The sequence below is a fragment of the Microbacterium phyllosphaerae genome, assembly GCF_017876435.1.
Taxonomy (GTDB): domain Bacteria; phylum Actinomycetota; class Actinomycetes; order Actinomycetales; family Microbacteriaceae; genus Microbacterium; species Microbacterium phyllosphaerae.
The window spans coordinates 859,912-884,237 of the sequence record NZ_JAGIOA010000001.1 but is presented as its reverse complement, the minus strand read 5'-3'; the positions used below and the strand labels follow the sequence as shown (position 1 = coordinate 884,237).

General features: G+C 67.5%; 26 protein-coding genes. 8 read left to right on the top strand and 18 right to left on the bottom strand.

Translation table 11 applies throughout. The annotated features are described in order from the left end of the window. Positions 1 to 6: 6 nt before the first annotated feature. Genes JOF42_RS04195 through JOF42_RS04185 form a run of 3 tightly spaced genes read right to left on the bottom strand, consistent with a single transcriptional unit; the run spans position 7 to position 3,165 of the window. Positions 7 to 840 (bottom strand): carbohydrate ABC transporter permease, encoded by an 834-nt coding sequence (locus JOF42_RS04195; RefSeq protein WP_055876214.1) that lies wholly within the window; start codon positions 838 to 840, stop codon positions 7 to 9. Positions 841 to 847: 7 nt separating this feature from the next. After that, positions 848 to 1,783 (bottom strand): carbohydrate ABC transporter permease, encoded by a 936-nt coding sequence (locus JOF42_RS04190; protein ID WP_210096711.1) that lies wholly within the window; start codon positions 1,781 to 1,783, stop codon positions 848 to 850. Beyond that, entirely contained in the window at positions 1,783 to 3,165 is a 1,383-nt protein-coding gene (locus JOF42_RS04185; RefSeq protein WP_210096710.1) for an ABC transporter substrate-binding protein, read from the bottom strand. Before JOF42_RS04185 ends, JOF42_RS04190 begins: the two co-directional genes overlap by 1 nt. Before the next feature lie 195 nt (positions 3,166 to 3,360). On the opposite strand from JOF42_RS04185, the gene JOF42_RS04180 reads away from it, so the two are divergent. Further along, on the top strand, positions 3,361 to 4,386 hold the full coding sequence (locus tag JOF42_RS04180) for a LacI family DNA-binding transcriptional regulator (protein ID WP_210096709.1): 1,026 nt from the start codon (positions 3,361 to 3,363) through the stop codon (positions 4,384 to 4,386). Positions 4,387 to 4,502: 116 nt separating this feature from the next. Continuing rightward, positions 4,503 to 5,255: an SDR family NAD(P)-dependent oxidoreductase gene (locus JOF42_RS04175; protein ID WP_210096708.1), complete on the top strand. Its 753-nt coding sequence runs from the start codon at positions 4,503 to 4,505 to the stop codon at positions 5,253 to 5,255. A gap of 167 nt (positions 5,256 to 5,422) precedes the next feature. On the opposite strand, the gene hisD (JOF42_RS04170) is transcribed toward JOF42_RS04175, so the two are convergent. Beyond that, entirely contained in the window at positions 5,423 to 6,739 is a 1,317-nt protein-coding gene (gene hisD / locus JOF42_RS04170) for a histidinol dehydrogenase (RefSeq protein WP_210096707.1), read from the bottom strand. A gap of 76 nt (positions 6,740 to 6,815) precedes the next feature. Between hisD (JOF42_RS04170) and JOF42_RS04165 the strand changes: the two genes are divergently transcribed. Then, the gene (locus JOF42_RS04165; protein ID WP_307803539.1) at positions 6,816 to 7,742 is read left to right on the top strand and encodes a LysR family transcriptional regulator; all 927 of its coding nucleotides are present in this window, start codon (positions 6,816 to 6,818) and stop codon (positions 7,740 to 7,742) included. 26 nt (positions 7,743 to 7,768) lie between these two features. On the opposite strand, the gene JOF42_RS04160 is transcribed toward JOF42_RS04165, so the two are convergent. The 4 genes from JOF42_RS04160 to JOF42_RS04145 form a co-directional block, all read right to left on the bottom strand. Then, positions 7,769 to 8,638, bottom strand: a complete 870-nt coding sequence (locus tag JOF42_RS04160; protein ID WP_210096706.1) for a nitrilase-related carbon-nitrogen hydrolase — start codon at positions 8,636 to 8,638, stop codon at positions 7,769 to 7,771. After that, complete coding sequence (locus JOF42_RS04155; RefSeq protein ID WP_210096705.1) at positions 8,631 to 9,800, bottom strand: cupin domain-containing protein; 1,170 nt, start codon at positions 9,798 to 9,800, stop codon at positions 8,631 to 8,633. Before JOF42_RS04155 ends, JOF42_RS04160 begins: the two co-directional genes overlap by 8 nt. Before the next feature lie 29 nt (positions 9,801 to 9,829). Next, a complete protein-coding gene (locus JOF42_RS18165; protein ID WP_210096704.1) occupies positions 9,830 to 10,810 on the bottom strand; it encodes a nuclear transport factor 2 family protein in 981 nt (326 codons plus the stop codon). Positions 10,811 to 10,945: 135 nt separating this feature from the next. Then, entirely contained in the window at positions 10,946 to 11,947 is a 1,002-nt protein-coding gene (locus JOF42_RS04145; protein WP_210096703.1) for a LacI family DNA-binding transcriptional regulator, read from the bottom strand. Between the two features lie 100 nt (positions 11,948 to 12,047). Between JOF42_RS04145 and hisD (JOF42_RS04140) the strand changes: the two genes are divergently transcribed. Genes hisD (JOF42_RS04140) through JOF42_RS04130 form a run of 3 tightly spaced genes read left to right on the top strand, consistent with a single transcriptional unit; the run spans position 12,048 to position 14,874 of the window. Beyond that, complete coding sequence (hisD, locus tag JOF42_RS04140; RefSeq protein WP_210096702.1) at positions 12,048 to 13,379, top strand: histidinol dehydrogenase; 1,332 nt, start codon at positions 12,048 to 12,050, stop codon at positions 13,377 to 13,379. Next, positions 13,376 to 14,134, top strand: coding sequence for an SDR family NAD(P)-dependent oxidoreductase (locus tag JOF42_RS04135; protein WP_210096701.1), 759 nt, complete (start codon positions 13,376 to 13,378; stop codon positions 14,132 to 14,134). Before hisD (JOF42_RS04140) ends, JOF42_RS04135 begins: the two co-directional genes overlap by 4 nt. Then, positions 14,134 to 14,874 carry an HpcH/HpaI aldolase family protein gene (locus JOF42_RS04130; RefSeq protein ID WP_210096700.1) on the top strand — a complete coding sequence of 247 codons (741 nt, stop codon included), beginning with the start codon at positions 14,134 to 14,136 and terminating at the stop codon, positions 14,872 to 14,874. Before JOF42_RS04135 ends, JOF42_RS04130 begins: the two co-directional genes overlap by 1 nt. Before the next feature lie 63 nt (positions 14,875 to 14,937). Here the strand turns inward: JOF42_RS04130 and JOF42_RS04125 are convergent, their stop codons facing one another. The 8 genes from JOF42_RS04125 to JOF42_RS04090 all read right to left on the bottom strand — a co-directional run bounded on the left by JOF42_RS04125 (position 14,938) and on the right by JOF42_RS04090 (position 21,401). Then, positions 14,938 to 15,666 (bottom strand): alpha/beta fold hydrolase, encoded by a 729-nt coding sequence (locus JOF42_RS04125; RefSeq protein ID WP_210096699.1) that lies wholly within the window; start codon positions 15,664 to 15,666, stop codon positions 14,938 to 14,940. Between the two features lies 1 nt (position 15,667). After that, positions 15,668 to 16,561, bottom strand: coding sequence for a carbohydrate ABC transporter permease (locus JOF42_RS04120; protein WP_210096698.1), 894 nt, complete (start codon positions 16,559 to 16,561; stop codon positions 15,668 to 15,670). Beyond that, positions 16,558 to 17,430, bottom strand: coding sequence for a carbohydrate ABC transporter permease (locus JOF42_RS04115; protein ID WP_210096697.1), 873 nt, complete (start codon positions 17,428 to 17,430; stop codon positions 16,558 to 16,560). Before JOF42_RS04115 ends, JOF42_RS04120 begins: the two co-directional genes overlap by 4 nt. A gap of 71 nt (positions 17,431 to 17,501) precedes the next feature. Then, positions 17,502 to 18,809 carry an ABC transporter substrate-binding protein gene (locus JOF42_RS04110; protein ID WP_210096696.1) on the bottom strand — a complete coding sequence of 436 codons (1,308 nt, stop codon included), beginning with the start codon at positions 18,807 to 18,809 and terminating at the stop codon, positions 17,502 to 17,504. A 140-nt stretch (positions 18,810 to 18,949) separates the two neighbouring features. Continuing rightward, on the bottom strand, positions 18,950 to 20,173 hold the full coding sequence (locus tag JOF42_RS04105; RefSeq protein ID WP_210096695.1) for an MFS transporter: 1,224 nt from the start codon (positions 20,171 to 20,173) through the stop codon (positions 18,950 to 18,952). Positions 20,174 to 20,256: 83 nt separating this feature from the next. Then, the gene (locus tag JOF42_RS04100; protein ID WP_210096694.1) at positions 20,257 to 20,547 is read right to left on the bottom strand and encodes a hypothetical protein; all 291 of its coding nucleotides are present in this window, start codon (positions 20,545 to 20,547) and stop codon (positions 20,257 to 20,259) included. 3 nt (positions 20,548 to 20,550) lie between these two features. Further along, on the bottom strand, positions 20,551 to 20,880 hold the full coding sequence (locus tag JOF42_RS04095) for a DUF7882 family protein (protein WP_210096693.1): 330 nt from the start codon (positions 20,878 to 20,880) through the stop codon (positions 20,551 to 20,553). A gap of 71 nt (positions 20,881 to 20,951) precedes the next feature. Beyond that, positions 20,952 to 21,401 (bottom strand): MarR family winged helix-turn-helix transcriptional regulator, encoded by a 450-nt coding sequence (locus JOF42_RS04090; RefSeq protein ID WP_210096692.1) that lies wholly within the window; start codon positions 21,399 to 21,401, stop codon positions 20,952 to 20,954. Positions 21,402 to 21,519: 118 nt separating this feature from the next. Between JOF42_RS04090 and JOF42_RS04085 the strand changes: the two genes are divergently transcribed. Both JOF42_RS04085 and JOF42_RS04080 read left to right on the top strand, forming a co-directional pair. Continuing rightward, positions 21,520 to 21,777 carry a hypothetical protein gene (locus JOF42_RS04085; RefSeq protein ID WP_210096691.1) on the top strand — a complete coding sequence of 86 codons (258 nt, stop codon included), beginning with the start codon at positions 21,520 to 21,522 and terminating at the stop codon, positions 21,775 to 21,777. Beyond that, a complete protein-coding gene (locus tag JOF42_RS04080) occupies positions 21,777 to 22,334 on the top strand; it encodes a MarR family winged helix-turn-helix transcriptional regulator (RefSeq protein ID WP_210096690.1) in 558 nt (185 codons plus the stop codon). Before JOF42_RS04085 ends, JOF42_RS04080 begins: the two co-directional genes overlap by 1 nt. Before the next feature lie 45 nt (positions 22,335 to 22,379). Here the strand turns inward: JOF42_RS04080 and JOF42_RS04075 are convergent, their stop codons facing one another. Together JOF42_RS04075 and JOF42_RS04070 are read right to left on the bottom strand one after the other, a co-directional pair. Then, positions 22,380 to 23,996, bottom strand: coding sequence for an MFS transporter (locus JOF42_RS04075; protein ID WP_245340719.1), 1,617 nt, complete (start codon positions 23,994 to 23,996; stop codon positions 22,380 to 22,382). Between the two features lie 101 nt (positions 23,997 to 24,097). Continuing rightward, positions 24,098 to 24,271: a CsbD family protein gene (locus JOF42_RS04070; RefSeq protein ID WP_210096689.1), complete on the bottom strand. Its 174-nt coding sequence runs from the start codon at positions 24,269 to 24,271 to the stop codon at positions 24,098 to 24,100. Positions 24,272 to 24,326: the final 55 nt, after the last annotated feature.

The following is a 24,326-nucleotide window of genomic DNA, read 5'->3' as shown; positions in this document are numbered from 1 at the left end:
CGTGCGTCACTTGCCGACGCCCGCTGTGAGTCCTTCGCGCAGCGGCTTCTGCCCGAAGAAGAACACCAGGAGCGCAGGGATCATCGAGAGGATCACTCCGGCGAGCACCGTCGAGATGCTGCCGGTGCCGAGGTTGCCCTGCAGCGTCACGAGTCCCAATGGCAGGGTGAAGTTCTGGTCGCTGATCGTCATGATGAGCGGCCTGAAGAACTCGTTCCAGTGATAGTTGAAGGCGAGGATGCCGACGATCGCGAGTGCCGGCGTCGCCAGCGGCAGGTAGACGCCGAAGAACGTGCGCCAGGGCCCTGCGCCGTCGAGCTGCGCGGCTTCGCCCAGTTCCGTCGGGATCCCCATGAAGTACTGCCGCATCAGGAACGTGCCGAACGCGGTGGGCAGGGCGGGCACGATGAGCGCCAGGAGCGTGTCGGCGAGCCCCATGCCCCTCACGAGCATGAACACGGGCACGATCGTGACCTGCAGCGGCACCATCATGGTCGCGAGGATCAGAGCGAAGAGGATCTTCTTGCTGCGGAACTCGAACTTGGCGAAGACGTAGCCCGCCATCGCCGCCGAGAGCATCTGCCCCGCCGCGACGAGCATCACCACGAGCGCGCTGTTCCAGGCGTACAGCCAGAGCGGGATCTTGGTGAAGACATCGGCGAACGCTCCGAAGCCGACGGTGACCTCCTGAGTGACGCTGTCGGTGGGCGAGAGCGCCGTGACGAGGGTCCAGACGACCGGTCCGAGAGTGAGGAAGGCCGCCAGCCCGAGGATGACGAACTTTCCGCCTGTGCCGAGGCTGTGGGCCCACGAGCGCTTGGTGATGATTGTCGTAGTCATGATGACCTCACCCGTAGAAGACGAATCGGCGGCTCAGCCGGAACTGGATGGCCGTGACGAGCATGATGAGAAGCGTCAACACGATTCCGATGGCGGAGGCGCCCCCGAAGTCGAGCTCCCGGAAGGCGGACTCGTAGATCACCATCACCGCGGTTCGGGTCTCATCACCGGGACCGCCGCGGGTGAGCACCCACGGCTGATCGAAGATCTGCAGCGCGTTGATGATGGCCATGACCGACGCGACAAGCAGGGTCGGGCTCACGAGGGGCAGCGTGATCATGCGGAACTGCGTCCACCCGGCCGCGCCGTCGAGAGAGGATGCCTCGTAGACCTCGCTCGGGATCGCCGCGAGCCCTCCGATGAAGAGCAGGAACGTGAAGCCGAAGTTCTGCCACACGTAGACCAACAGCACCACGACCTTCGCCCCGAACCCGGTCGTCAGCCACCCGACATCAGCGATGCCGATCAGGTTGAGCGTCTGGTTCACGAGCCCGAACTCCTGGTTGAACAGGTACGCCATGATGAGCGAGACGGATGCGGCCGAGAGGATCAGCGGGAAGAACAGCGACGACCGGAAGAAGGTGCGCAGCCACGTCGGCATCTTCGATTGGACGAGGATGGCGAGCACCAGCGCGACCGTGAGCTGCAGGATGACCGCCACGATGACGAAGCCGATGGTGTTCAGGAATGACACGCGCACCGTGGGATTGGTCGCGAGGTCGACGAAGTTGTCGAGCCCGACGAACACGGGGTCCGAGATGATGTCCCAGCGGAAGAACGCCAGGACGAACGATCCGACGATCGGGACCAGGTTGAACAGCCCGAGGCCGATCACCGTGGGGGCCAGGAAGACCCAGATGACGGACCGGCCCGAGCGGGCGACGGTGCCGGTCTCGCCGCGTGCTCCCGGCGGGACCGTGAGGGTTCGAGTGCTTTCCGACATCATCGTCCTCCCAGCGCGATCTCGAGATCTCGCTGCATCGTCTCCAGGCCCCGGCGCACACCGGACGGGCCGTTGGTGATGGTCGACACCACGTTCTTGAGCAGCGCCGACTCGACGGCGGCCTGCTGGGGAGGCGCCGGCATCGGGCCGGTGTCGGGGAACTTGTCGAGCGTGTCGTAGAAGACTTCCCAGTGCGCGGGGCCGACTCCGGCTCCGTACAGTTCGGCGTTGAGCGAGCGGCGAGGAAGTGATGAGTCCGGCTTCGGGTGGGCGATCTTCATGCCCTCGACCGAAACGCAGTACTTGAGCCATTCCCACGCCTCGTCCTTGCGCGGAGAGGTCTCCATGATCGCGTACCCGCCCGCGCCGAACTGGTGCCGCTGCCCCGACATTCGAGGGAAGTAGGTGACGTCATAGGCGTCGTTCGCGACGCCCGCCTCTTCGAGGCCGCGCACCCAGAATCCGCCCGCGGGAGTCATTCCGACCGCGCCGGTGGAGAACAGCGAGACCAGCTCGTTTCCGCCTCCCTGTGCAGGGTTCGCCGCAAGACCCTCCGAGACCATGCGTTCGAGAACCGAGAAGCTCTCGACGGCATGCTCGTTGAGCGCGTCGGCCTGCTTCCACACATAGCCTCCGCTGCGGGCAGGCTGGTCCGGATAGAAGCGGTCCCAGAACCAGTCACCGCCTCCGGACTTCTCCTCTCGGAGGAAGCTCGTGTTGTTCACGTACAGCCAGGGGACGACGCCGCCCCACAGCCGGTTGTTCCAGAAGTAGGGCAGGAACTGACCCGGCGCGCTCTTCTTCATCGCACGGGCGGTGCCGAGGAACTCCTCGAGCGTCCAGTTGTCGGCGGGGCGTTCGAGCCCTGCGCGCTCCATGGCCTGGGTGCTGTAGAAGACGTTCGCCGCGTTGAAGTTGTCGGGCATCTGGAACAGGCTGCCCTGGTACATGAACGCCTCGATGAGGGTCGGGTTCACGTCGTCGAAGTACTCCTGCATCTCCGACGCGTCGCGGCGCACATACTCGTCGAGAGGATGCGCGAGGCGCGATGCGAAGAGCTGCGCCCCCTCGGTCGCGACCGTGACGACGTCGGGCGGCGTGCCCGCGGCGATCATCGTGAGGATCTTCGCGAAGTACTCGCTCCAGTCCTGACCCTGGATGGCGACGATGCGCACCTCGATGCCGGGGTGCTTGCGCTGGAAGCCGTCGACCAGCGCCTGACGCGCCACGGCGTCCTGGGCAGTGCCGAAGAGGGCGACGGTCAGAGTGTCTGTGCCGCGGCCGGGGATGTCGGCTCCGGTGAGTCTCGGCCACGAGACGACGGTGCCCACGATGCCCAGACCGATCGCGCCGAGCAGAGCCCTGCGAGTGAGATCAACCACGATGTTCTCTCCTGAGTGAGTGACTCCGCAGGCGGGATGCAGTCTCCGCGCGGAGGTGCTGAATTGATTCAGCACGCCGAGATTAGCATCGCGGATGGGGGGCTGCAAGCATTTTGCTAAATCAATTCAACTCAGGTGGTTTCGGGGCATCTCGCGCACTGCCTAAGCTGGAGATGTCACGACAGGAGGAAGCCGGTGCCGAAGAACGTCGATCGCAGGCCGACGCTCGCCGATGTCGCCGCGCTCTCGGGAATGTCGAAGACCGCCGTCAGCATGATCCTGAACGACCGGCCCGGTTCACGCCTCTCGGCCGATGCCGCACGCCGGGTCCGCGCCGCCGCCGAGGAGCTCGGCTACCGCCCGAACCCGGCTGCACAGAGCCTGCGGCTCGGCAAGACGAAGACCCTCGGGTTCATCTCCGACCAGATCACGGTGACCCGCTACGCATCCGAGATGATCCGCGGCCTGCTCTCCGCGGCGAAGGAGCACGGCCACACCGTCCTCATCGCCGAGACGGAGGGTGACGACGCGACGATCTCGGACGAGATCCAGGCGATGATCGATCGCCGAGTCGACGGCATCCTGATCGGACTCCTCGGAGCCCGCATGATCGAGGTACCTGAGACACCCGCCGACGTTCCCGTCGTGATCGTCAACGGCACCTCGACGACGGGGCACCCCTCCGTGCTCCCCGACGAACGCACCGCTGGCCATGCGATGGCGCGCCTGCTCACGGAAGCCGGACATCGTCGTGTCGGAGTGATCGGCAACAACCCCCGCGCGGTCTCGTCGCCGTTGCACTCGGTCACCATCGGGCCGCGGTTCGACGGCATTCGCGCCGCATTCGCCGAGGCGGGCGTCGACCCGCTCATCATCGACGTCCCCGAGTGGAACCCCGACATCGGATACACGCGGACGCTGCAGATGCTCGACGCGCACCCCGACCTCACGGCGATCCTGGCCGGCAACGACGGCGTGGCATTCGGCACGTACCAGGCGATCGCGGAGCGCGGGCTGCGGGTTCCCGACGATATCTCGGTCGCATCGTTCGACGATGAAGAGCTCGCGAGCTTCCAGCGACCGGGCCTGACGACTGCACGGCTCCCCTACGACGTCATGGGTCGCACGGCCGTCGAGATGCTGCTCGGCGAGCGCCCGCTCGGCGCGGTGCTGATCCCGATGCCGGTCATCGAGCGGGCCTCGATACGCTCCGCGGGCTGACCGAGAAATTCCATTCACACGCATCCACCTCACTCTCGCAGGCGTAGGCTGAAGAGAAGGACGGACCGTCCGAGAAGATCTCCCGGCACCGCGACCGTCCGGAAGAGGAGTCACTCGTGGCTCAGTACGACGTCTCGAACCGCTCGGCGATCGTGACGGGAGCAGGCAGCGGAATCGGACGCTCGACCGCTCTGCTGCTCGCCCAGAACGGCGCATCCGTCGTCGTCAACGACCTCAACGCGGACAACGCGAACGCGGTCGTCGACGAGATTCGCGCCGCCGGCGGCACCGCCGAGGCATCCGTCGGAGATGCGACCGACACCGCCTGGATCGCCAGCTCGATCGAACTCGCGAACACGCTCGCCCCCCTGCGCATCGGTGTGAACAACGCCGGCATCGGCGGAGCATCCGCCCCCACCGCCGAGTACGACGACGAGGCCTGGGACAAGGTCATCTCGATCAACCTCAACGCCGTCTTCCGCAACATGAAGGCGCAGATCCCCTCGATCCTCGCGAACGGCGGCGGCTCGGTCGTCAACATCGCGTCGATCCTCGGCAGCGTCGGCTTCGCGAACTCGCCCGCCTACGTCGCCGCCAAGCACGCGGTCGTCGGCATGACCAAGTCGGCCGCCCTCGAGTACTCCGCACAGGGCGTGCGCGTGAACTCCGTCGGCCCCGGCTTCATCGACACCCCGCTGCTCGCCACCATGGGTGACGAAGCCAAGGAGTTCCTCGTCAGCAAGCACCCGATCGGCCGCCTCGGCCAGGCCGACGAGGTCGCGAACCTCATCGCCTTCCTCGCCAGCGACGCCGCCAGCTTCATCACCGGCAGCTACCACCTCGTCGACGGCGGCTACACCGCCCTCTGAGGATCGGTGGCCGCTCGCAGCTGTCAGCGGGCGGAACACCTGCAGGGCGAAAGAACGGATGCAGGGCGAGATCGGTGATCTCGCCCTGCATCTGTCATTCGGCCCTGCATCCGGCACCGACCTACCCGTCGGCGTCGGAACAGGCCCCGAGGTGGATCCCCCAGGAGTCAGGCGAGGCGCTCCAACCGCAGCGTGGCGGTCGCGCTGTGCGCGGCCATCCCCTCGGAATCGGAGATCACCTGCACGGCGTTCGCGAGCTCGGGCGTCGCCTCGCGGCTGATGCGCTGATAGGTGAGCGGCTTGAGGAAGCGCGAGACCGAGAGGCCCGCGCTGTGCTTGGCGCCACCGGCCGTCGGCAGCACGTGGTTCGTGCCGGCCATGCCCTTGTCGGAGTACGCGACGGTGCTCCACGGCCCGAGGAAGATCGAGCCGTAGTTGCGCAGATTCTCGTGGTACCAGTCGTCGTCGGCGGTGAGCAGTTCGAGGTGCTCGGGGGCGAGATCGTCCATGAGCGCCGCAGCGGTCTCGCGGTCCTTCGCGACCGTGACGACGCCGTAGTCGCGCCAGGCGGCGCCCGCGATGTCGACGGTCGCCAGTGTCTCGAGCTGCCGCTCGATCTCGGCGATCACGGCGTGACCGTGCTCTTCGGACGTCGTGATGAGCGCCGCGGGAGAGTTCGGCCCGTGTTCGGCCTGACCCAGAAGGTCGGCGGCGACGAGCACCGGGTCTGCGGTCTCGTCCGAGATGACGGCCACCTCGCTCGGGCCCGCGAGCAGGTCGATCGCGACCGTGCCGAAGAGCTGGCGCTTGGCCTCGGCGACGAAGGCGTTGCCGGCTCCGACGAGCATGTCGACGGGCAGGTCTCCGAGCAGCCCGTAGGCCATCGCAGCGAGCGCCTGCACTCCGCCGATCACGAACACACGGTCGACGCCCGACAGGTGCGCGGCGTAGACGACGGCATCATTCGCTCCGCCGTCGGGCTGCGGAGGCGTGCAGGCGATCACGGTCGGCACACCGGCGGCCTTGGCCACACCCACCGTCATGAAGGCGCTGGCCGTGAGCGGGAAGCGCCCGGCGGGCAGGTACGCACCGACGCGCGAGACGGGGATGTACTTGGCGCCGGTCACGATGCCGGGAACGAACTCGGTCTCGAAGTCGGTCAGGTGCTCGCGGGAGGCGCGAGCGAACGCCTGCGTCCGCGCGGCGCCCAGTTCGATCGCCGCACGCAGATCCGGGTCGAGCCGGTCTCCGCTGCTCGCGATCTGCTCGGCGGTGAGCTCGATGTCGGCGCCCTGGTAGTTGTCGAGCTTCCTGGCGTAGTCGAGCACGGCATCGAGGCCACGCTCGCGGATATCGGCGAGCATGCTCGTCACGGTCTCGATCACCGCGGGGTCGCGCTGCGCAGCCGGTGCATCGATGAGCGGGGTCTTGAGGTGGTGGAAATCGCCGTCGAAGCGGGCGAGCACTGCTGAGGAGTAACGCATGCAGGAAGGCTAGATCCGCGGCATCCACGAGACAACCCTGATGATCCTGAGATAGCCATAGGGTTTACCATTGGGTGTGACCATCACGCAGTTGACCGCCTTCCTCGCCGCACTCGATGACGGTTCGTTCACGGCGGCGGCGAAGAGCCTCGGGATGACACAGGCATCCGTCTCCGAGCTGGTCGCGCGCCTCGAGCGCGAACTCGGCACCACGCTCTTCGCCCGCGGCAGCAGGCGTCTCGTGCCGACGGCGGCAGCGCTCGAACTGCGACCGCACGCCGCGCAGGCGGTGAGCGCGGTGCAGAACGGCATCGACACGATCCAAGCGCTGGCGTCGCTCGAGCGCGGCACCTGCACCTTCGGCGTGCTGCGCAACGCGGCGTACTACGCGCTCGCCGATCTCGCCGAGACCTTCCACCACCGGCATCCGAACGTGCGGCTGCGCCTGGTCGGCATCAACTCCGCGCACGTCGCGCGTTCGATCGCCGCGGGCGAGCTCGAGGCCGGCCTGCTCGTGCTGCCCGTCGACGAGGACGGCCTCGACGTCCGTCCGCTGTTCCGCGACGAGGTGCTCTACGCCTCGGCCACCCGCGAGCCCGATGCCCCGGCGGTCACGATCGATGAGGTCGCCGACGCCAAGCTCGTGCTCTACGACGCGTTCGCCGGATGGGACGACCCGACGCGGCGCCAGCTTCTCGAACGCGCCCGACTCCGGGGCCTCACGATCGACCCCGCCGTCGAAGTCGAGCACGTCGAGACGGCGCTCAGCCTGGTCGCCGCGGGCACGGCCGACACGATCGTGTCTCGGTCCATCGCGGAGTCCGAGGCTTTTCCCACCGGCATCCGCACGTTTCCGTTCGCCGAACCGATGCACGACACGATCGCCCTCGTGCAGCGCCAAGGCGTGCTGCTCTCACCGGCCACCCAGAAGCTCGCCGAGCTGGCGGAGCGGATGCTGCGCGAACGCCTGCCCGAGCACGAGGGGCGCACGGCTCTCGGCTGACCACGCCCCGGGGCCCCGGGACCCGCTCAGTACAGGTCGGCCCGACGGTCGGCGAACAGGTCGTTGTGCGGCGGGAGCGCCTTGCTGCGGACGGCATCGAGCGACAGCACAGCGGTCGCCCCCATCACGGCCCGGAACGCGACGATCCAGCCCTGCTCGTCGATGATCGCCGTGCCGTCGGTCCAATCCACCCCGCGCTCAGATCCCCACCGGTCGGCGATCACCACCGGCAGCCGGGATGACCGGGCCGCCGCCATCGCCTGGATGAGCTCAGGCGCATGCTCACCCTCAGGGCGAGACACGAGCGGCCAGTTGACCGGAAGCGCGAGCACGTCGGCGCCCGCGAGCGCGAGACGGCGGGGCACCTCGGGGAACTCGTTGTCGTAGCAGAGCGCCACGCCGAGTCGACCGAACGGCGCATCGACCACGAGGCCCGCCTCCGCCCCGCTGTCGAAGACCAGCTTCTCGGCTCCCCACAGGTGAGCCTTGCGGTAATCGGCCAGGCGCGCGTCGCGGGTGAGCACGGCGGCCGTGTTGAACAGCAGGTCGCCGGCGGTCTCGGCGTACCCGACCACAACGACGGCATCCGCGGGAATCGCACCCTGCACCGATGCCCAGCGCGGATCAGCGGCGCTCATCGCCGCGCCCCGCGCCTCCTCTCGATCCGCGAACACATAGCCGCTCGTGGCGAGCTCCGGCAGCACGATCAGCTGCGCCCCGCGACGAGCGGCCGCCGAGATCGCCGAGCGGATGCGGTCGAGGTTGCCGTCGAGATCGCCGATGACGACCTCGGGCGACACCGCCGCGACGCGCAGCCGCTCAGCATCCGGCTGTCCGGCGGAGACGCCGGGGCGCGAGGAGCCGGAAGCCCCTCGCGCCCCGTCAGTCTCAGTCATCTTCGGTGGCGGTGACCATCACCCCGAGCGGGGCCAGGTAGCCGTTGGGGTCGATGGTCCAGTCGGCGGCCGCGGCGGCCTCGATGACCTCCGGAGCCCACTCGAGGTAGACGCGGTCGTCGCCGCCGTTGATCACGAGCACGGTTCCGGTGCCGGACTCGTCGCCTTCGACGCACACGTACGAGCGCCAGCTGCCCTCGGGCACCGAGAACGTGTCGCCCGCGCCGAGCGTGACCGCGGTCGACGGGTCGCCGTTGAGGGTGACCTCCCAGCGTCCGGTCTTGAACAGCAGCGCCTGCGTCTTGTCGTGGCGGTGGCGCAGCACACCCTGGCCGGCCTCGGCACGCACCCATGCGAGGTTGAACGAGTGAGGCTCGGTGACGTTCGGCACCTGGCGACGGTTCTCGCTCATGCCGTAGCCGATGGCGGTGGCGAGCTCGACGCGGCCCCCGTCGACCGCGGCGCACAGCAGCGCCGCCGCCGAGTACTTCCGGTCGCCCGGCTGGATCACGCGCGAACGCATGTCCTCGACCGTGTAGGTCGTCAGCTCGTCGATGTAGTGCTGCTTCATCGGCGTGATCAGCGGCACATCGTCGGGCAGCACATCGCCCGCGACCGTGTCGATGAGCTTGTTGTCAGCCGTGAGGTGCAGCCCGTACGACTCCGCCTCGCGCAGCACCGACGGGCCCCAGATGATGCCGCCGTTGTCGTCGCGACCGAGCACCGTGTAGAGGATGCCGTCATCCGGACCCTCGTTGGTGAAGCCGCGGAAGATCCAGGTGGGGATCGTGACGATGTCGCCATCATGGCTGATGTACTCGCCCTGCTTGCCGTCGACACCCCAGCGGAGCCGGAACTCGCCACCGAGGTTGATGAAGACCTCGGCAGTGAAGTGCAGGTGCAGGTTGTTCGAGATGCCGTTCGGCATGCCGGCGGCGCCGGTGTTGAAGCCGTGGTTCACCTCGAGGTTCACGTACTGGCTCGCGTTCTGCGAGACACCCGCCCCGATGAAGGAGTAGTTCTCCTTGCGGTCGGAACCCGGGGTCCGGCAGTCGATGAAGGCCGAGTTGCACGGCACCCAGTCGGAACGGCGGATGGTGCGGCGTGCGATCTCGTCCGCATCCACGATGACGTCGACCTGGTCGACGATGGCGTTGCTCATTTCTTCTTCTCCTGTCGATCAGTCGCTGATCAGTAGATGTTGCTGAAGGCCGCGGGCTCGTCGCCGCGGAGACCCGCGATCTGGGCGCGCAGGGCGATGTCGTCCCACAGCCGCACCTCTTTGACGAGCGCTCCCTGGTGGAACGTGAACTGCGAGATGCCGAGCACGTCGACGGGCTTGCCGGTGAGGCTGCCGTAGTTGGGGACGCCGTTGTAGTCGCCGACGAACTTCCACGTGACGGCGACCCGAAGGCCCGCGTACCGCACGTCGTAGTTGGTCTGGATGTCGCGGATCTCGAACTGCCCAGCGGGGAAAGACTCGAGGAACCGCAGCAGCGCGCGGCGATAGCCCTCGGGTCGGATGACGATGCGGTTGCCGACCGTCACCAGCACGAGGTCGCGGTGGAAGAACTTCTCGACCTTCTGCAGATCGCGGTCGTTCCACACCGTCTGGATCATGTCGATCACGGTCTCGACCTCGGAGCGGTAGTCGTCGGGGCGGACGCCCGAGTCACCCTTCGCGATCGGATCGGACGGCGCCGGCTCGGTCCACGAGCCCGTGTACCCGCGGAACGCCTGCGCACGGGCCAGCTCGTCGAGGTCGAGGCCGCTCTCGAGCGCACCGGCGAGCGAGTCGCGCACCACCCACTCCTCGACCATGCGGCCCTTGCGGTAGAGGCAGTTGGCGATCGTGCGGCTGTGGGAGGAGGTCTGCAGGTGTCCGGAGAGCACGAGGTGCGAACTGAGGAACGCGTCGTCTCCACGGGCCTCCCAGATCACGTCCTCGGCCTGGCCGGTGCGATCGGGCGTCGCCGAGATGCGCATGAGCGTGCCCTCGATGACCTCCTGACGCGTCGTGGAGGTGCCGTAGGCGCCGTGCACGATCGAGTCGGGTTCGTAGTTTTCGCGGATGAAGCTGATCGACCGATCGACCCAGATCAGATCGGTGACCTCGCGGATGAAGTCGTCGGGGTCTTGGTACGGCAGATAGGCAACCGGGTCGAGAGACACGCTTTTCACTCCTTCAGGATGCGAAGCTGCGGTTCATCGGTGATCGCTGGCTCCGTCTTCGTCAGTGTATGCGTATGCACAAACCAGCGCAAGAGAAGATTTTGCGCACACGGTGATCATTCCGCGGTGGAGGCGTCAGGCGGTGCGCGCGGCAGCCAGGGTGCGCCGCGGCACGAAGGCGGATTCGAAGCGCGTGTTCTCGAGGGCGGCGTCCGGATCCTCGATGCGGCGCACGATCAGGTCAGCCGCGGCACGCGCCATTCCGGCGATGTCGTAGCCGATGGTGGCCAGGTCGATGATCGGCCACGCCGCTTCGGGCAGGTCGTCGAAGCCCACGATCGAGAGATCCTCAGGCACGCGGAGCCCGGCTCGATGCGCGGCGTTCAGGGCTCCGTAGGCGACGACATCGTTGCCGCAGAACAGCAGCGTCGGCCGATCCGGCACCGCGAGGATCTCGGTCGCGGCGGCCTCTCCTTCGGCGGCACCGTACGGGACACGCCGGACATCCGCCTCGTGCAGCACCACACCCTCCGCCACGAGCGCCTCGCGCAGCGCGGCCTCGCGGCTCTGCGCGGTGCTGGTGTTGCTCGGCCCGAGCACGGCCCCGACTCTCGCGTGCCCCAGCTCGACCGCACGTCTGACCACCTCGCGGTACCCGGGAGCGGGGTCGACCACCGTGGCATCCGCCTCGACGAAGGATCCGGTGCGGTTGAAGTAGACGAACGGCAGGCCGCGATCCTTGAGACGCAGGGGAGCGACGGACTCGACCGTGGTGGTCGCCAGGATGACGCCGTCGAGGCCGTTCGCGAGCAGACGTTCGACGATCGTGTCGTTGTCGGCCGACTCGGTGTGCAGCATCAGCTGATACCCGAGCGCCTCGAGCTCCCGGTGCACCGGGGCGATGATGTGCGAATAGAACTGGTTGTCGAGATCGGTGAGCAGCAGGCCGATGCGGCGGGTGCGACCGGATGACAGCGCCCTGCCGGCCTCGCTCGGCACGTAGCCCAGCAGCTGCGCGGCCTCGCGCACCCGGAGCTTGGTCGCCTCGGACACCCGCGCATCGTCGCGCAGTGCCCGAGAGACCGTCGGCTGCGAGACACCCGCCAAGCGAGCCACATCGCGACTTGTGACGACCATCTGGCGCCTCCCCCTCGATCTCACGGATTCTACCGCCCTTGACGCCCCGATGCATACGCGGTCATAATCAGCACATACGTATGCAATGAAAGGAAGGGCCATGCCCCTGCATCTGAAGACAGCGCCGACGAAGACGTTCGCGGACACCGCTCAGCAGGATGTCGCCGAGCGCGTGAGGGGGATCATCGGCGACATCCGGGAGAACGGCGACACCGCAGTGCGGCGGTACGCGGAACAGTTCGACAACTGGAGTCGCGACTCCTACCGACTGTCCGATGACGAGATCACCGAGATCATCGCCACCCTCGACCCGCAGGTCATCACCGACATCGAGTTCGTGCAGAGCCAGGTGCGCCGCTTCGCGCAGGCGCAGCGGGATTCGCTCGTCGACATCGAGGTCGAGACGCTGCCCGGGGTCTTCCTCGGACAGAAGCACGTTCCCGTGCAGGCGGCCGGGGCCTACATCCCCGGCGGCAAGTACCCGCTGACCGCCTCGGCCCACATGACGATCATCACCGCGAAGGTCGCGGGCGTGCCCCGCGTCGTCGCGTGCACCCCTCCCATCCGCGGAGAGATCCCCGCCGCGACCGTCGCCGCGATGAAGATGGCCGGCGCCGACGAGATCTACATCCTCGGTGGCGTGCAGGCCGTCGCGGCGATGGCCGTCGGCACCGATTCGATCGACCCCGTCAACATGATCGCCGGCCCCGGCAACGCCTACGTCGCCGAGGCAAAGCGCCAGCTGTTCGGAGAGGTCGGCATCGACCTGTTCGCCGGCCCCACCGAGATCCTCATCGTCGCCGACGAGCACGCCGATCCGTTCTTCACCGCGGTCGATCTGCTCTCGCAGGCCGAGCACGGTCCCGACTCCCCCGCGGTGCTGGTGACCACGTCGCAGGCTCTCGCCGAAGAGGTCATGGACTGGATCGAGAAGATCCTTCCCGGTATGCCCACGCGCGACTACGCCGGGCCCGCCTGGCGCGACTGGGGTCAGGTGATCGTCGCCGACGACCTCGACGAGGCCTACCGGATCGCCGATGACTTCGCCTTCGAGCACGTGCAGATCTTCACGCAGAACCCGCGCGAGGCCCTGACGCGGATGCACGACTACGGCGCCCTGTTCCTCGGTGAGAACACCTGCGTCTCCTACGGCGACAAGGTCATCGGCACCAACCACGTGCTTCCGACCCTCGGTGCCGCTCGCTACACGGGCGGACTCTGGGTGGGCAAGTACCTGCGCACCGTCACCTATCAGGAGGTGCAGAACACCCAGTCTTCGGCCGAGCTCGGCGCCGTGTGCGGTCGCGCCGCCCGTGTCGAGCTGTTCGAAGGCCACGCCCGCTCGGGTGACGCCCGCGCCTGGCGGCACGCCGGCACCGAGTTCGCCTGGATCGACGAGAGCCACGCGGCGGTCGGCGCGGACGCGCGATGACCGACCTCACCGGTCGCACTGCGGTGGTCACCGGAGGCGGCAGCGGACTCGGGGCGGCCATCGCCCGGGCGCTGCACGCCGCCGGTGCGCAGGTGGTCGTCGTCGGGAGGGATGCCGAGAAGCTCGGTCGCGTCGTCGATGAGCTCGGTCCACGGGCGCGCGCGCTCACGTGCGACGTGTCTGACGCGGCATCCGTCGATGCGCTGCGCGAGCAGCTCGCCGGCACCGAGGTGTCGATCCTCGTGAACAACGCCGGCATCCCCGGCCCCGTCGCGGCCCTCACCGACATCGACGTCGCCGACTGGGACGAGGTGTTCGCCGTGAACGTGCGAGGCACCTACCTGCTCTGCAAGGCGCTGCTGCCGGGCATGGTCGCGCGCGGCGACGGTGACGTGATCAACGTCGCATCCGTCTCGGGCAAGCGTCCCCTCGCGCACCGCACGCCGTACTGCGCGTCGAAGATGGCCGTGATCGGGCTCACCTCGACCCTCGCGTTCGAGGTCGGGGCGGCCGGGATCCGGGTGAACTCGCTCTCGCCGGGGCCGGTGCAGGGTCCGCGCATGGAGCGCAACTTCCGCCTCGAGGCCGCGAGATCGGGCACGAGCATCGACGAGGCCGAGCAGGCGTTCGTCTCTCGCGCGGCGCTCGGGCGCATGGTGACGGAGGACGAGGTCGGCGCCGCGGTCATCGCGATGCTGGCGATGCCGGGCATGTGCGGAGCCGACGTCGATCTCTCGGCCGGGATGGTGGCGTGATGGCCTCTGTGCGTGCTCGCGCGCTCGCCGGCGACAAGCTGATCGGCGCCTTGCTGCGGATGCCGTCGGAGGAGCTCGTCGAGATGCTCGCGGTCGCCGAGTTCGACTTCGTGCTGATCGACTGCGAGCACGGACCGGCCGACCTCGTCGCCCTGCGCCAGCACATCGCGCTGGCCCAGGTGCACGGAGTGCCGGTGATCGTGCGGGTCGGCGAGGGCGATCGCGGGCAGATCCTTCGGGTGCTCGACCAGGGTGCGGAGGGCATCCTCGCTCCCCATCTCGACACGGCGGCGGATGCAGCGGCGCTGGTCGACGCGGCGATGTACCCGCCCGTCGGCAACCGGGGCTTCGCGACCTACAGCCGGGCGGGGCGATTCGGCCTCGTCGCGCCGCCGGACCACCGCGACTGGTGGCTCGAGCACACGCTCGTGCTCGGCATGATCGAGTCGCCGGGAGGGGTCGCGAACGTCGACTCGATCGTCTCGACGACGCGGCTCGACGGCATCATGGTGGGGCCCGCCGATCTCGCGGCCAGCTCCGGTCCCGACGATCAGCCGGTGCCCGAGGCGATCACGGCGGTGCATTCGGCGCTCGCGCGCGCCGGCTCACTGCGCATGGACATTGTCGGCACACGGGATGCGGCGAGCGCGGCGTTCTCCGACGGCGCCGACCTCGTCGTCTACAACCTCGCCTCGTCGCTCATGGCGCATCTGCGCGGACTGGCGGCGCCCGAGCGCTGACCCGCACGTCTCCTCAGGAGGAGACGCCGCTCAACTGGGCGCGCCGTCCACGCGCGCGCGCCGTCAGGCGACGGCACCCAACAATCGCTGCTGCGACATCCACGACCGCACGAGGCGCCCGAACTCCCGCGGCCGCTCGAGCGGCAGAAGGTGCCCGGCATCCAGACTCACGAGCCGTGCGTCGGCCATCGCCGACACGATCTCGGTGTGGAAGTGCGGTGGGCAGATCACGTCGTCGAGCCCCGATACGACGAACGTCGGCATCGTCAGCTCGGGCAGGCGGGCGAGCAGGTCGGTGCGGGTGAGCTGCATCGCGAGTTGAGCCCTCAGCCGTTCCGCGCCCGTCTCCTCCCCCATGCGCAGAGTCCGCTGCACCAGATCGGGTCGGTCTCGCACGAGGCGCTCCCCCAGAAGCGGGGACAGGATGCTCTGCTGCAGCGCTCGGGCGTCAGTGCCGGCATCCACTCGGGTCAGCCAGTCGCCCCATCCGGACCGCTGCGCCTCCGTCGGCGCCTTGGCGTTCGTGGATACGAGCACGAGCCCCGCCACACGCTCGGGCGCGGCGAGAGCGAGTGCCATGCCGACGATGCCGCCGAGCGAGTGACCGACGAGCACGAACTTCTCGGGAAGCCCGTCGAGCAGCGCCGCGACCTGCTCGGCGATCGAGGGTCGATCCAGCACGGGCCGGATCGCGCCCTCGAACCCCGCCCCGTCGAACCGCGCATCCGCCCACAGGTCGGCCGTGCAGTTCATACCCGCGAGCAGCACGAGGGGCGCGGCCGCGACCGACACGTCAGCCCTTCACGGCGCCGTCGCTGAGACCGGCGACGAGGTACTTCTGCGCGATGAACGCGATCACGAACACCGGGATCGTGAGCAGCATGGATGCGGCGCCCGCCTGTTGCAGCATCGGCAGGGTCTGCCCGAGCTGGGTGGCGATGAAGACCGGCACGGTCTTCGACGAGGTGTCGGTGAGCACGAGCGCCGTGAGGTACTCCTGGAACGCGAACAGGAAGACGAAGATGCCGGCGGTCAGGATGCCGGGCCCCATCAGCGGGATCATGACCCGGCGCAGCATCCCGATCCTGGTGCAGCCGTCGATCATCGCCGCCTCGTCGAGCTCCTTGGGGATCTCGGCGAAGAAGTTGCGCAGCAGCCAGATCGTGAACGGCTGGTTGATCGCGACCAGGGCGATCGCCAGCGCGAACGTGGTGTCGTAGATGCCGAGCGCCCGGCTGATGTCGTACATCGGCAGTACCACGGCGAAACGAGGAAGTGCGCGGAAGATCAGCGCGAGCACGAGCAGCAGCGCCGAGACGTAACTCGGGAACCGCGAGAGCGCGTAGGCCGCGGGGATGCCGATCGCGAGCGCGATCACGGTCGATACGACGGCGACGACCAGGGTGTTGACCAGGTAGTCGGCGAAGTAGGTGGTCTGCCAGAGGTCGACGAACGCCTGCAGCGTGGGCTGGTAGTCCCAGAGCACCGGCGGGTTCGAGAAGGCGACGTCGGTCGGCTTGGTCACCGAGAGCGTCATCCAGATGAAGGGACTCAGCACGACGACGCAGAGGATGCCGAGCAGCAGCCCCGTGATCACCGGCGGACGGTTGGGCCCACGGCGACGGCGCTTCGGCACGCCCTTGGTGACGATGGCCTTCGTCGAGAGTTCTGCGGAGGTGAGACTCATCGTTCGGCCTTCGCTTCCTTGAAGATGCCCCGGATGAACGGGATCAGCATGATGAGGATCAGGAGGATGGTGAGCACGTTGATCGCGCTGCCGAGGCCGAGGTTCTCGGCGCCGTCGGCGAAGGCGACGGAGTAGACGTAGAGCATGATCGACTCGTTGCCGATGTTCTGCGCCTGTGGCGACAGCGGGATCAGGTTGTCGAACATTCGCAGCACATCCATGATCGTGATCAGCGTCACGAAGCCGAGCACGCCGCGAATGGTCGGGATGATCACGTTGATGTGCGTCTGGAAGCCGTTGGCGCCGTCGATCTTGGCCGCTTCCTTCAACTCGTTCGGCACGCCCTGGAGCCCGGCGAGGATGATGAGCATCGCGAACGGGAGCATGTGCCAGACGGTGTTCGCGATCACGAGGATCGCGTTGGGCACCTGGTCGGTGAACCAGAGCACCTGCGACCCGCCGAAGAAGCCGATCAGGCGGTTCACGACGCCGCCGAAGTTGTCGTCGAAGAGCCACGAGAAGGCGACAGCGCCGACGAGGTTCGGCAGCACGTACGAGACGAGCATGATGCCGAGCACGAGCGGTCGCGACGTGGTGATGCGGTTGATGCCGGTGGCGATGATGTAGCCGAACACGAGCAGGATCGCCGTCGTGACGACCGTGACGGCGACGGTGAAGAGCACCGCCTTGTGGAAGCGCGGATCGGTCAGCGCGTCGGTGAAGTTCTCGAGCCCGATGAACGTGCCGGGTGTGCCGTAACGGACCTGCTCGAAGCTCCACTGCACCGTGCGCACCAGGGGAAGCACGAGGAGTGCACCCATCACCAGCAGGCTCGGAGCGAAGAGCAGCCAGAATTCGCGTGCCTTCATATGCGTCCTCCCTTGGACGGACTGTGGCCTGAACTCGCGCTCAGGCCACAGTCATGGACGTTGGTCGTCGGTCAGCCGGCGATCTTCTCGCCGGCGGCCTGCATCTGGGCGAGCCCGTCGTCGACGGAAACCTGTCCGTTGAGGATCGAGACGAGGATCGGCCGGATCTCGTTCGTGATGTCGGCGATGACCGGAGACACGATCGGCGGCATGGCGCTGGCGATCGAGTCGTTCGCCGCGGCACCGTAGGGAGAGTTCTTCTCCGTCACCATTCCCTCACGCGCCGGGTAGGCGGCGGGGACGGATGCGGTCGAGGCGTCTTCGCTGACGGCCGAGGCCATCATCTGGAAGAGCATGTCGTGGTCGAGCTTGGTGTTGAAGGGGATCGACCAGCCGTCGATCGACAGGCGGTTGTAGGAGTACTGGGCGTCGTCCGAGACCTTCGGTGCGCCGGCGAAGCCGAACGAGTCCGACAGCTTGGAGTTGGCGGGGAGCGTCAGGTCGAACATGCGACCGGAGAACATGATCGACATGGCCGCGGTGCCGTTGAACATCTGCTGCTGCACCTTGGGCTGGTCGAAGGTGGTGACCTGCGGGTCCATGTAGGGCTTGAGTGCGAGCATCGCCTCGACGGCCTGCTTGGCTTCGGGCCCGTCGAGCGTGACGTCGCCGTCTGCGGTGACGAAGTCGGCGCCGAGGGAGTTCATCGCGCCCTCGAAGCCGGTCGTCACATCAGCCGTGGCGAGCCAGGGCAGTGCGATCGGGTAGTCCATGAGCCCTTCGGCCTTGATCGCCTCTGCGGCGCTGATCATCTCGTCGAAGGTGGTCGGCACCTCGAGCCCGAGGTCGTCGAAGATGTCGGTGCGGTAGGCCATCACGAACATCTGCGCCTGCATCGGGATCGCGTAGATGTCGCCGTCGTACGACATGCCTTCGACCATCGACTCGCTGATCTCGCCGAGGCCGTAGTCGTCGGCGTACTTGTCCCAGAGGTCATTCAGCGGAACGAGCTTCTCTTCCTCACCGAAGCCGGGGATGACGAATCCGTAGGTCTCGATGATGTCGTACGTGCCGGTGTCACCGGCGAGGGTGGCCGTGGTCTTGGTCACCTGCCCGCCGAAGTCGATCGGGTCGTGCTTCAACGTGACATCGTCGGTCGAACAGCTCTTGACCATGGTGTCGGTGAAGGGGTCGATGGCGGAGGAGTTGTAGGCGAGGACGTTGACCGTGGTCTTGCCCTCCGGAGCGGTGTAGTCGCACGACACCGTTGTCGCGTTCTCATTGTCGGTGCGGGTCCCGGCGCCGCAGCTGGAGAGGGCGATCATGCCCACGGCTGCGAGGGCGAGTACCGGCAGTGCTCGATGCTTGATGTGTCCCATGACGCTGATGGTATACGTATGCAACGGACTTAGGGAAGCCTATATTCCAGGAAAATCCAAGGATTGAATACGTATACTGCGAAAACTCGCGGCAGGGTGCGGGAAGACCCCCTCCACACCACTGTAGAGGCCGGTGATTCCTACTCCCGAACCTTGCGCTTCTCGAGCACTCCGGCGAGCACCACCGCCACCAACGCCGCCGCGGGAGCCACGATCAGCCCGGCGCGCAGGCTCTGGGTATCGGCGATGAAGCCGACGAAGGGCGGCGAGAGCAGGAAGCCGAGTCGCAGCAGCCACGACACGATCGTGAGGCCCACGCCCGGCTTCAGCCCCGGCAGCTCGTCGGCGGCATGCATGGCCGCGGGGATGAGCGTCGCGATGCCGAAGCCGACCGCCGCGAAGCCCGCGATGGTTCCGGGCACGCTCGGGAAGATCAGGGCGAGGGTCATACCGCCCGCGGCGATCAGACCGCCGACCCTGGCGACCGCGCGCTGGCCGAAGCGGTCGGTCATGCCGTCGCCGAGCATCCGTCCGATGAACTGCGCGCCGACCAGGGCGATGAAACCGAGCGGTGCGATCGCGGCCGCAGCACCGAGCGACTCACTGAGATACAGCGTGGCCCACGAGTTGCCGGCATCCTCGGCGATCGCACCCGCCATCGCGATGAGCGTGAGGGCGATGACCATCATCACGATGCGCGGGCTCACGCCGCGGCGCACCGCGGACTGCAGCTCGACGGGCTCGGCGGTGGCCTCGGCATCCGCCTCTTCGTCGCGGCCGGGAAGGCAGAACCAGAGGGCGGTGAACGCCACCGCTGCGAAGACCGCGGTCGAGATGCCGAGGTGCACGCCGAGGGGCAGCTGCAGCGCGATCGCAGCGGCGGCCATTCCGCCGCCGAGCACCGCGCCGATCGACCAGATCGCGTGGAACGAGTTGATGATCGAGCGTCCGTAGCGGCGCTGCACGCGCAGCCCGTGCGCGTTCTGCGCGACGTCGGTGATCGCATCGGATGCTCCGCCGAGCAGGAGCGCGACGGCGAACAGGATGCCGGAGGGGGCGACGGCGGCGGCGAGCAGACCGAGACCTGTGGCGATCGTGCCGAACACGGCGATGCGGGCCGAGCCGAACCGACGGATCAGCACCGCGGCGAGGAGGCCGGCGGCGATCGCTCCGGCGGGGAAGGCCGCGATCGCGAGACCGTATCCGACGTTGTCGAGACCGAGCGCGGATTTGATCTCGGGGTATCGCGGAAGGATGTTGGCGAACAGCGCGCCGTTCGTGAGGAACAGCGCCGAGACGGCGATGCGCGCACGTCGGGAGGCCCGATCCGGCGCCGGTCGTCGAATCGATTCGATCGAAGTCATAGCAACGACCGTACACGCCAATCGGGCCGTCGGAAACTCGCGCCGAGCGCCAGCCGGAGAGGTTCGCTCGCCTGCTCCGAGACTCAGCCCAGCTGCGGCTCCGCCTCCGGAGCAGCCACCGCGCCCGACGCAGCCGTGGCCACGGCCGCCTTCGCCACGTCGAGGTCGTCGAACTGCCCGAGGAAGTCCGACTGCGGGCCGAACGCGCGGAAGCCCTCGAGGGGCGTCCCGGTGATCGAGCCGAGGAACTGGCGTCGATCATTGCCGACGTGGAAGCCGGGCTCGACCTCGACCCAGAGGCCCCGAGGTCTCGATGCCGCACGCACGCGCGCGCTGGTGACGGCCTTGGCCGCGTTTCTGATCCGAGTCGACATGGGTCACGCACTCATCGCATGCAGCCGGCGAGAGCCACCGGCCGATCGCGCGAACTCCTCGCGCGTGACGTCGAGTCCGCCCGATGAGCTTGCGGCGTTCATCATCGCGACGACCAGGGGGCGATCGATCGGCGCCTCCTCCTCGATCGCGAATCGCAGGGGAATGGATGCGTGCAGCCAGAGCGTCTCGGACACGCCGTCACCCAGGGGGAGCGTGAGCGGGAACGCCTCGTTCCGCCGGAGCTTGGTGACGATCACCAGACGCAGATGCGTCAGCAGCTCGTCATCGACCTCGATCGGTGCTGCGGTGTTGCCGTACGTCAGGTGACCCATGATCTCTCCTCAAGCCAGACTTCGCTTGATAGATAGATTACTAGGTTACCTAGCTAAATGACAGTCGAGACTCAAGGAAGGTCGTTGATCTCTTCCGAAAGGCGGCGCAGGAAGCGCGTCACGGTGTCGATCTGCCCGGGCGTGAATTCGCTCGCGAGCGACTCGACGCGCTGCGTGAGCTCGTCTGCCGGCGAGTGCAGATCGCGCAGAGACGGTCGCAGCACCTTCGATCGGGCGTCGGCCGGATGCGGGGCGATGACGACCTGCCCGCGCTCCTGCAGACGACGCAGCAGGCTCGTGATCGCCGCCGTGCTCACGTTCAGGTGAGCCGCCAGACTGCCCGGTGTCGCCGGAGCGTCGGTGGGAGCATCCGTGATGAACCGCATGGCTTCGCGATCGGTGTCGCTGGGCGCGCGCATGGCCGCGAGGCGACGCCCCAGCTGCGCCTCGGCGCGACGAAGCTCATCGACTCTCGCGACGAGTTCGGTCGCCGTGGTCTGCAGCTGTGTCCTGCTTGCCATGTGTCACCCCCTAGCTCCATGCTACTCGACAATCAGGTAAGCAGGTGAGCTAGTGAAATCCAATGCGACCAGGCACTCTCTTCGGATGCGAAGATGGATACCTGCGGGAAGGGAAGACATGGTCGAGCGATTCACACTCGAGGATGCGGGGTACATCGCGTACACCGACATGCTCGATCGCCTCCGGGCACGCTTTCCATCCGTTCCCGCGTGGCGACTCGACCAGATCGTCACCGCCGAGCACGACGCCATCACCGGCGGCATCCTGCAGATCGTTCCCGCCGAGGTCGAGTCCGGTGCAGCTGAGATGCTCTCCCGCGAGGCCGACGAGCGCGAGCAGCAGGACTCTCTGAGCGACGACGGCGAGGTGGCGTGATGGAGAAGCCTGAGGAGTTCGGCCGCTCGGGCTACTGGTACCCCGAATCGAGCACCGCCAGCACGGTCGACGTCCTGAACATGCTGCGTCGCTACCGCGCGGCCGAGACGGCGATGCGCGCCCGCACCCGCGTGTCGATGGGCATGAACGAGACCGACCTGGTGGCCCTGCGCTTCCTGCTGCGCGAGCAGCGGGCCGGTCGCATCGTGCGCCCGATCGACATCGCCCGCATGCTCGACATCTCGACCGCATCGACGACCACTCTGATCGATCGACTCGAGAAGGGCGGCCACGCCCGCCGCGAGCCGCACCCGACCGATCGCCGCGCCGGCGTGGTCGTTCCGACCGTCAGCAGCGACGACGAGGTGCGCGAGACCCTCGGGGCGATGCATCGACGGATGCTCGCGCTCGTCGACGAGATGAGCGACGAAGAGCGCGGCATCGTCACCCACTTCCTCGCCGGGATGACCTCGGCGATCGAAGAGGCATCCGATCTCGATCAGGAGCTGCGCGACGTCATCCGCTCGCACGAAGAGTCCGAGTCCTCCGACGACTGATCGCCGAGGGCCAGCCGAGAATCGGCCGGCCGCCCGACGGGTCGATCAGGCCTTTTCGGCCTGACCTTCCGTCTGCCCCTCGGTCTGCTCTGCCTTTTCCGCCTGCTCGGCCTGCTCAGCCAGCTCCGCGACGTACTCCGCGTTCTCGAGGCGCTCGGGGAAGAGCTCGTCGAGGTCGAGGTCGGGGTTCTCCTCTTGGGTCTCGACGAGCTCGACGGCCTCCTCGACGGTCTGCACGCTCGGCATGGCACCCGGCAGCGGCCTGCGTGCCGACTCCTTGAGCACGACCACGGCGATGAAGCCGGCGATCGAGGTGCCGATCACGTAGAACGCCGGTGCGAGCGACGACCCGGTCATCTGCACGAGCGCCTCCATCACCACCGGAGCCGTACCCGCGAACAGCGCGACGGCGAGGTTGTACGAGATGCCCATGCCGCCGTAGCGAGAGGACGTCGGGAAGAGGGCAGGCAGCGACGACGCGAGGTTCGCGACGTAGAACGTCACCGGGAACGCGAGCAGCACGAGGCCGAGAAGGGTCGACCAGATCTCGCCGTGCATCATGAACAGGAACGACGGCACGGCCAGGACGATCGCCGAGATCGAGCCGATGAACAGCACCCTCTTGCGTCCGATGCGGTCGGAGAGCTTGCCTGTGAGAGGGATGCAGAGCGCCATCGCCACGAGCACGGGGAGCGTGAGCAGCGTGCCGTGCACCTCGTCGTAGCCGAGGGTGCCGGTCAGGTAGGTCGGCATGTACGACGTGAGCGCGTAGCCGACCGTGTTCGCTGCGGCGACGAGCACGAACGCGGTGAGCAGCTCGCGCCAGTATGCGCGGATCAGCGCGATGACGCCCTTCGGAGCATCCGCGGATTCCTTGGCGTCGTCCGCCGCGCGCTTCGCCGAGTCCTGCGCCTCCTGGAAGGCGGGGGTGTCTTCGATCTTGAGTCGGAAGTAGATCGCGATGAGTCCGAGCGGCAGCGCGACGAGGAACGGGATGCGCCAGGCGAAGCCCTGCATGACCTCTGCCGAGAGCGTGAGCTGCAGGATCGACACGAACGCGGCACCGATCGCGAAGCCCATGTACGAGCCGAGGTCGAGCAGCGAGGCGTAGAAGCCGCGGCGCTTGTCGGGAGCGTATTCGGTGATGAACGTCGTGGCGCCGGCATACTCGCCACCGGTCGAGAAGCCCTGCGCGAGCTTGAGGACGATCAGCAGGATCGGCGCCCAGACGCCGATCACCGAGAAGTCGGGGAGGACACCGATCAGGAACGTCGCGGCGGCCATCATGATGAGCGTGAATGCGAGGACGCGTTGGCGGCCCATCCGGTCGCCGAGCTGGCCGAGCACGATGCCGCCGAGCGGACGCGCGACGAACGTCACGGCGAAGACGCCGAGCGAGAACAACGACTGCGCCCCGGCCGACGCATCGGGCAGGAACGCTCGTCCGATGATGACGGCGAGGTAGCCGTAGACGCCGATGTCGTACCACTCCATGAGGTTGCCGACCACGGTGCCCGCGACGGCGCGGCGGAGCATCGGACGGTCGACCACCGTGACGTCCTCGACGGTGAGGCGCCGCAGTTCCTCCTGCTTGGCCGGTCGCAGGCGACGGAGCAGTCGCTGCCACAGGGTCAGATTCTCGGTCTTCATTGGATCGGACATGCAGTCATCTTCTCTCTCGTGCCGGATCAGCCTCGTAGGCCGGGCCGGACAGACGACGGGGAGGCGGCTGTCGCCGCCTCCCCCGCACTGTGTGGCTGGTCTCAGCTGTTGAAAGCGTCCTTGACGTTCTCGCCGGCCTTCTTGACGTCGGCCTTCGCCTGGTCGGCGCGGCCCTCCGCCTCCAGCTTCTCGTTGTCGGTCACCTTGCCGGCGGCCTCCTTCGCCTTGCCGGCGAGGTCCTGAGCGGCGTTCTTGATCTTGTCATCGAGTCCCATGGGGGATCCTTTCTCTTATCAGCGGTGGTCTTCAGTTGGTCTGGGCGTCTGCTCT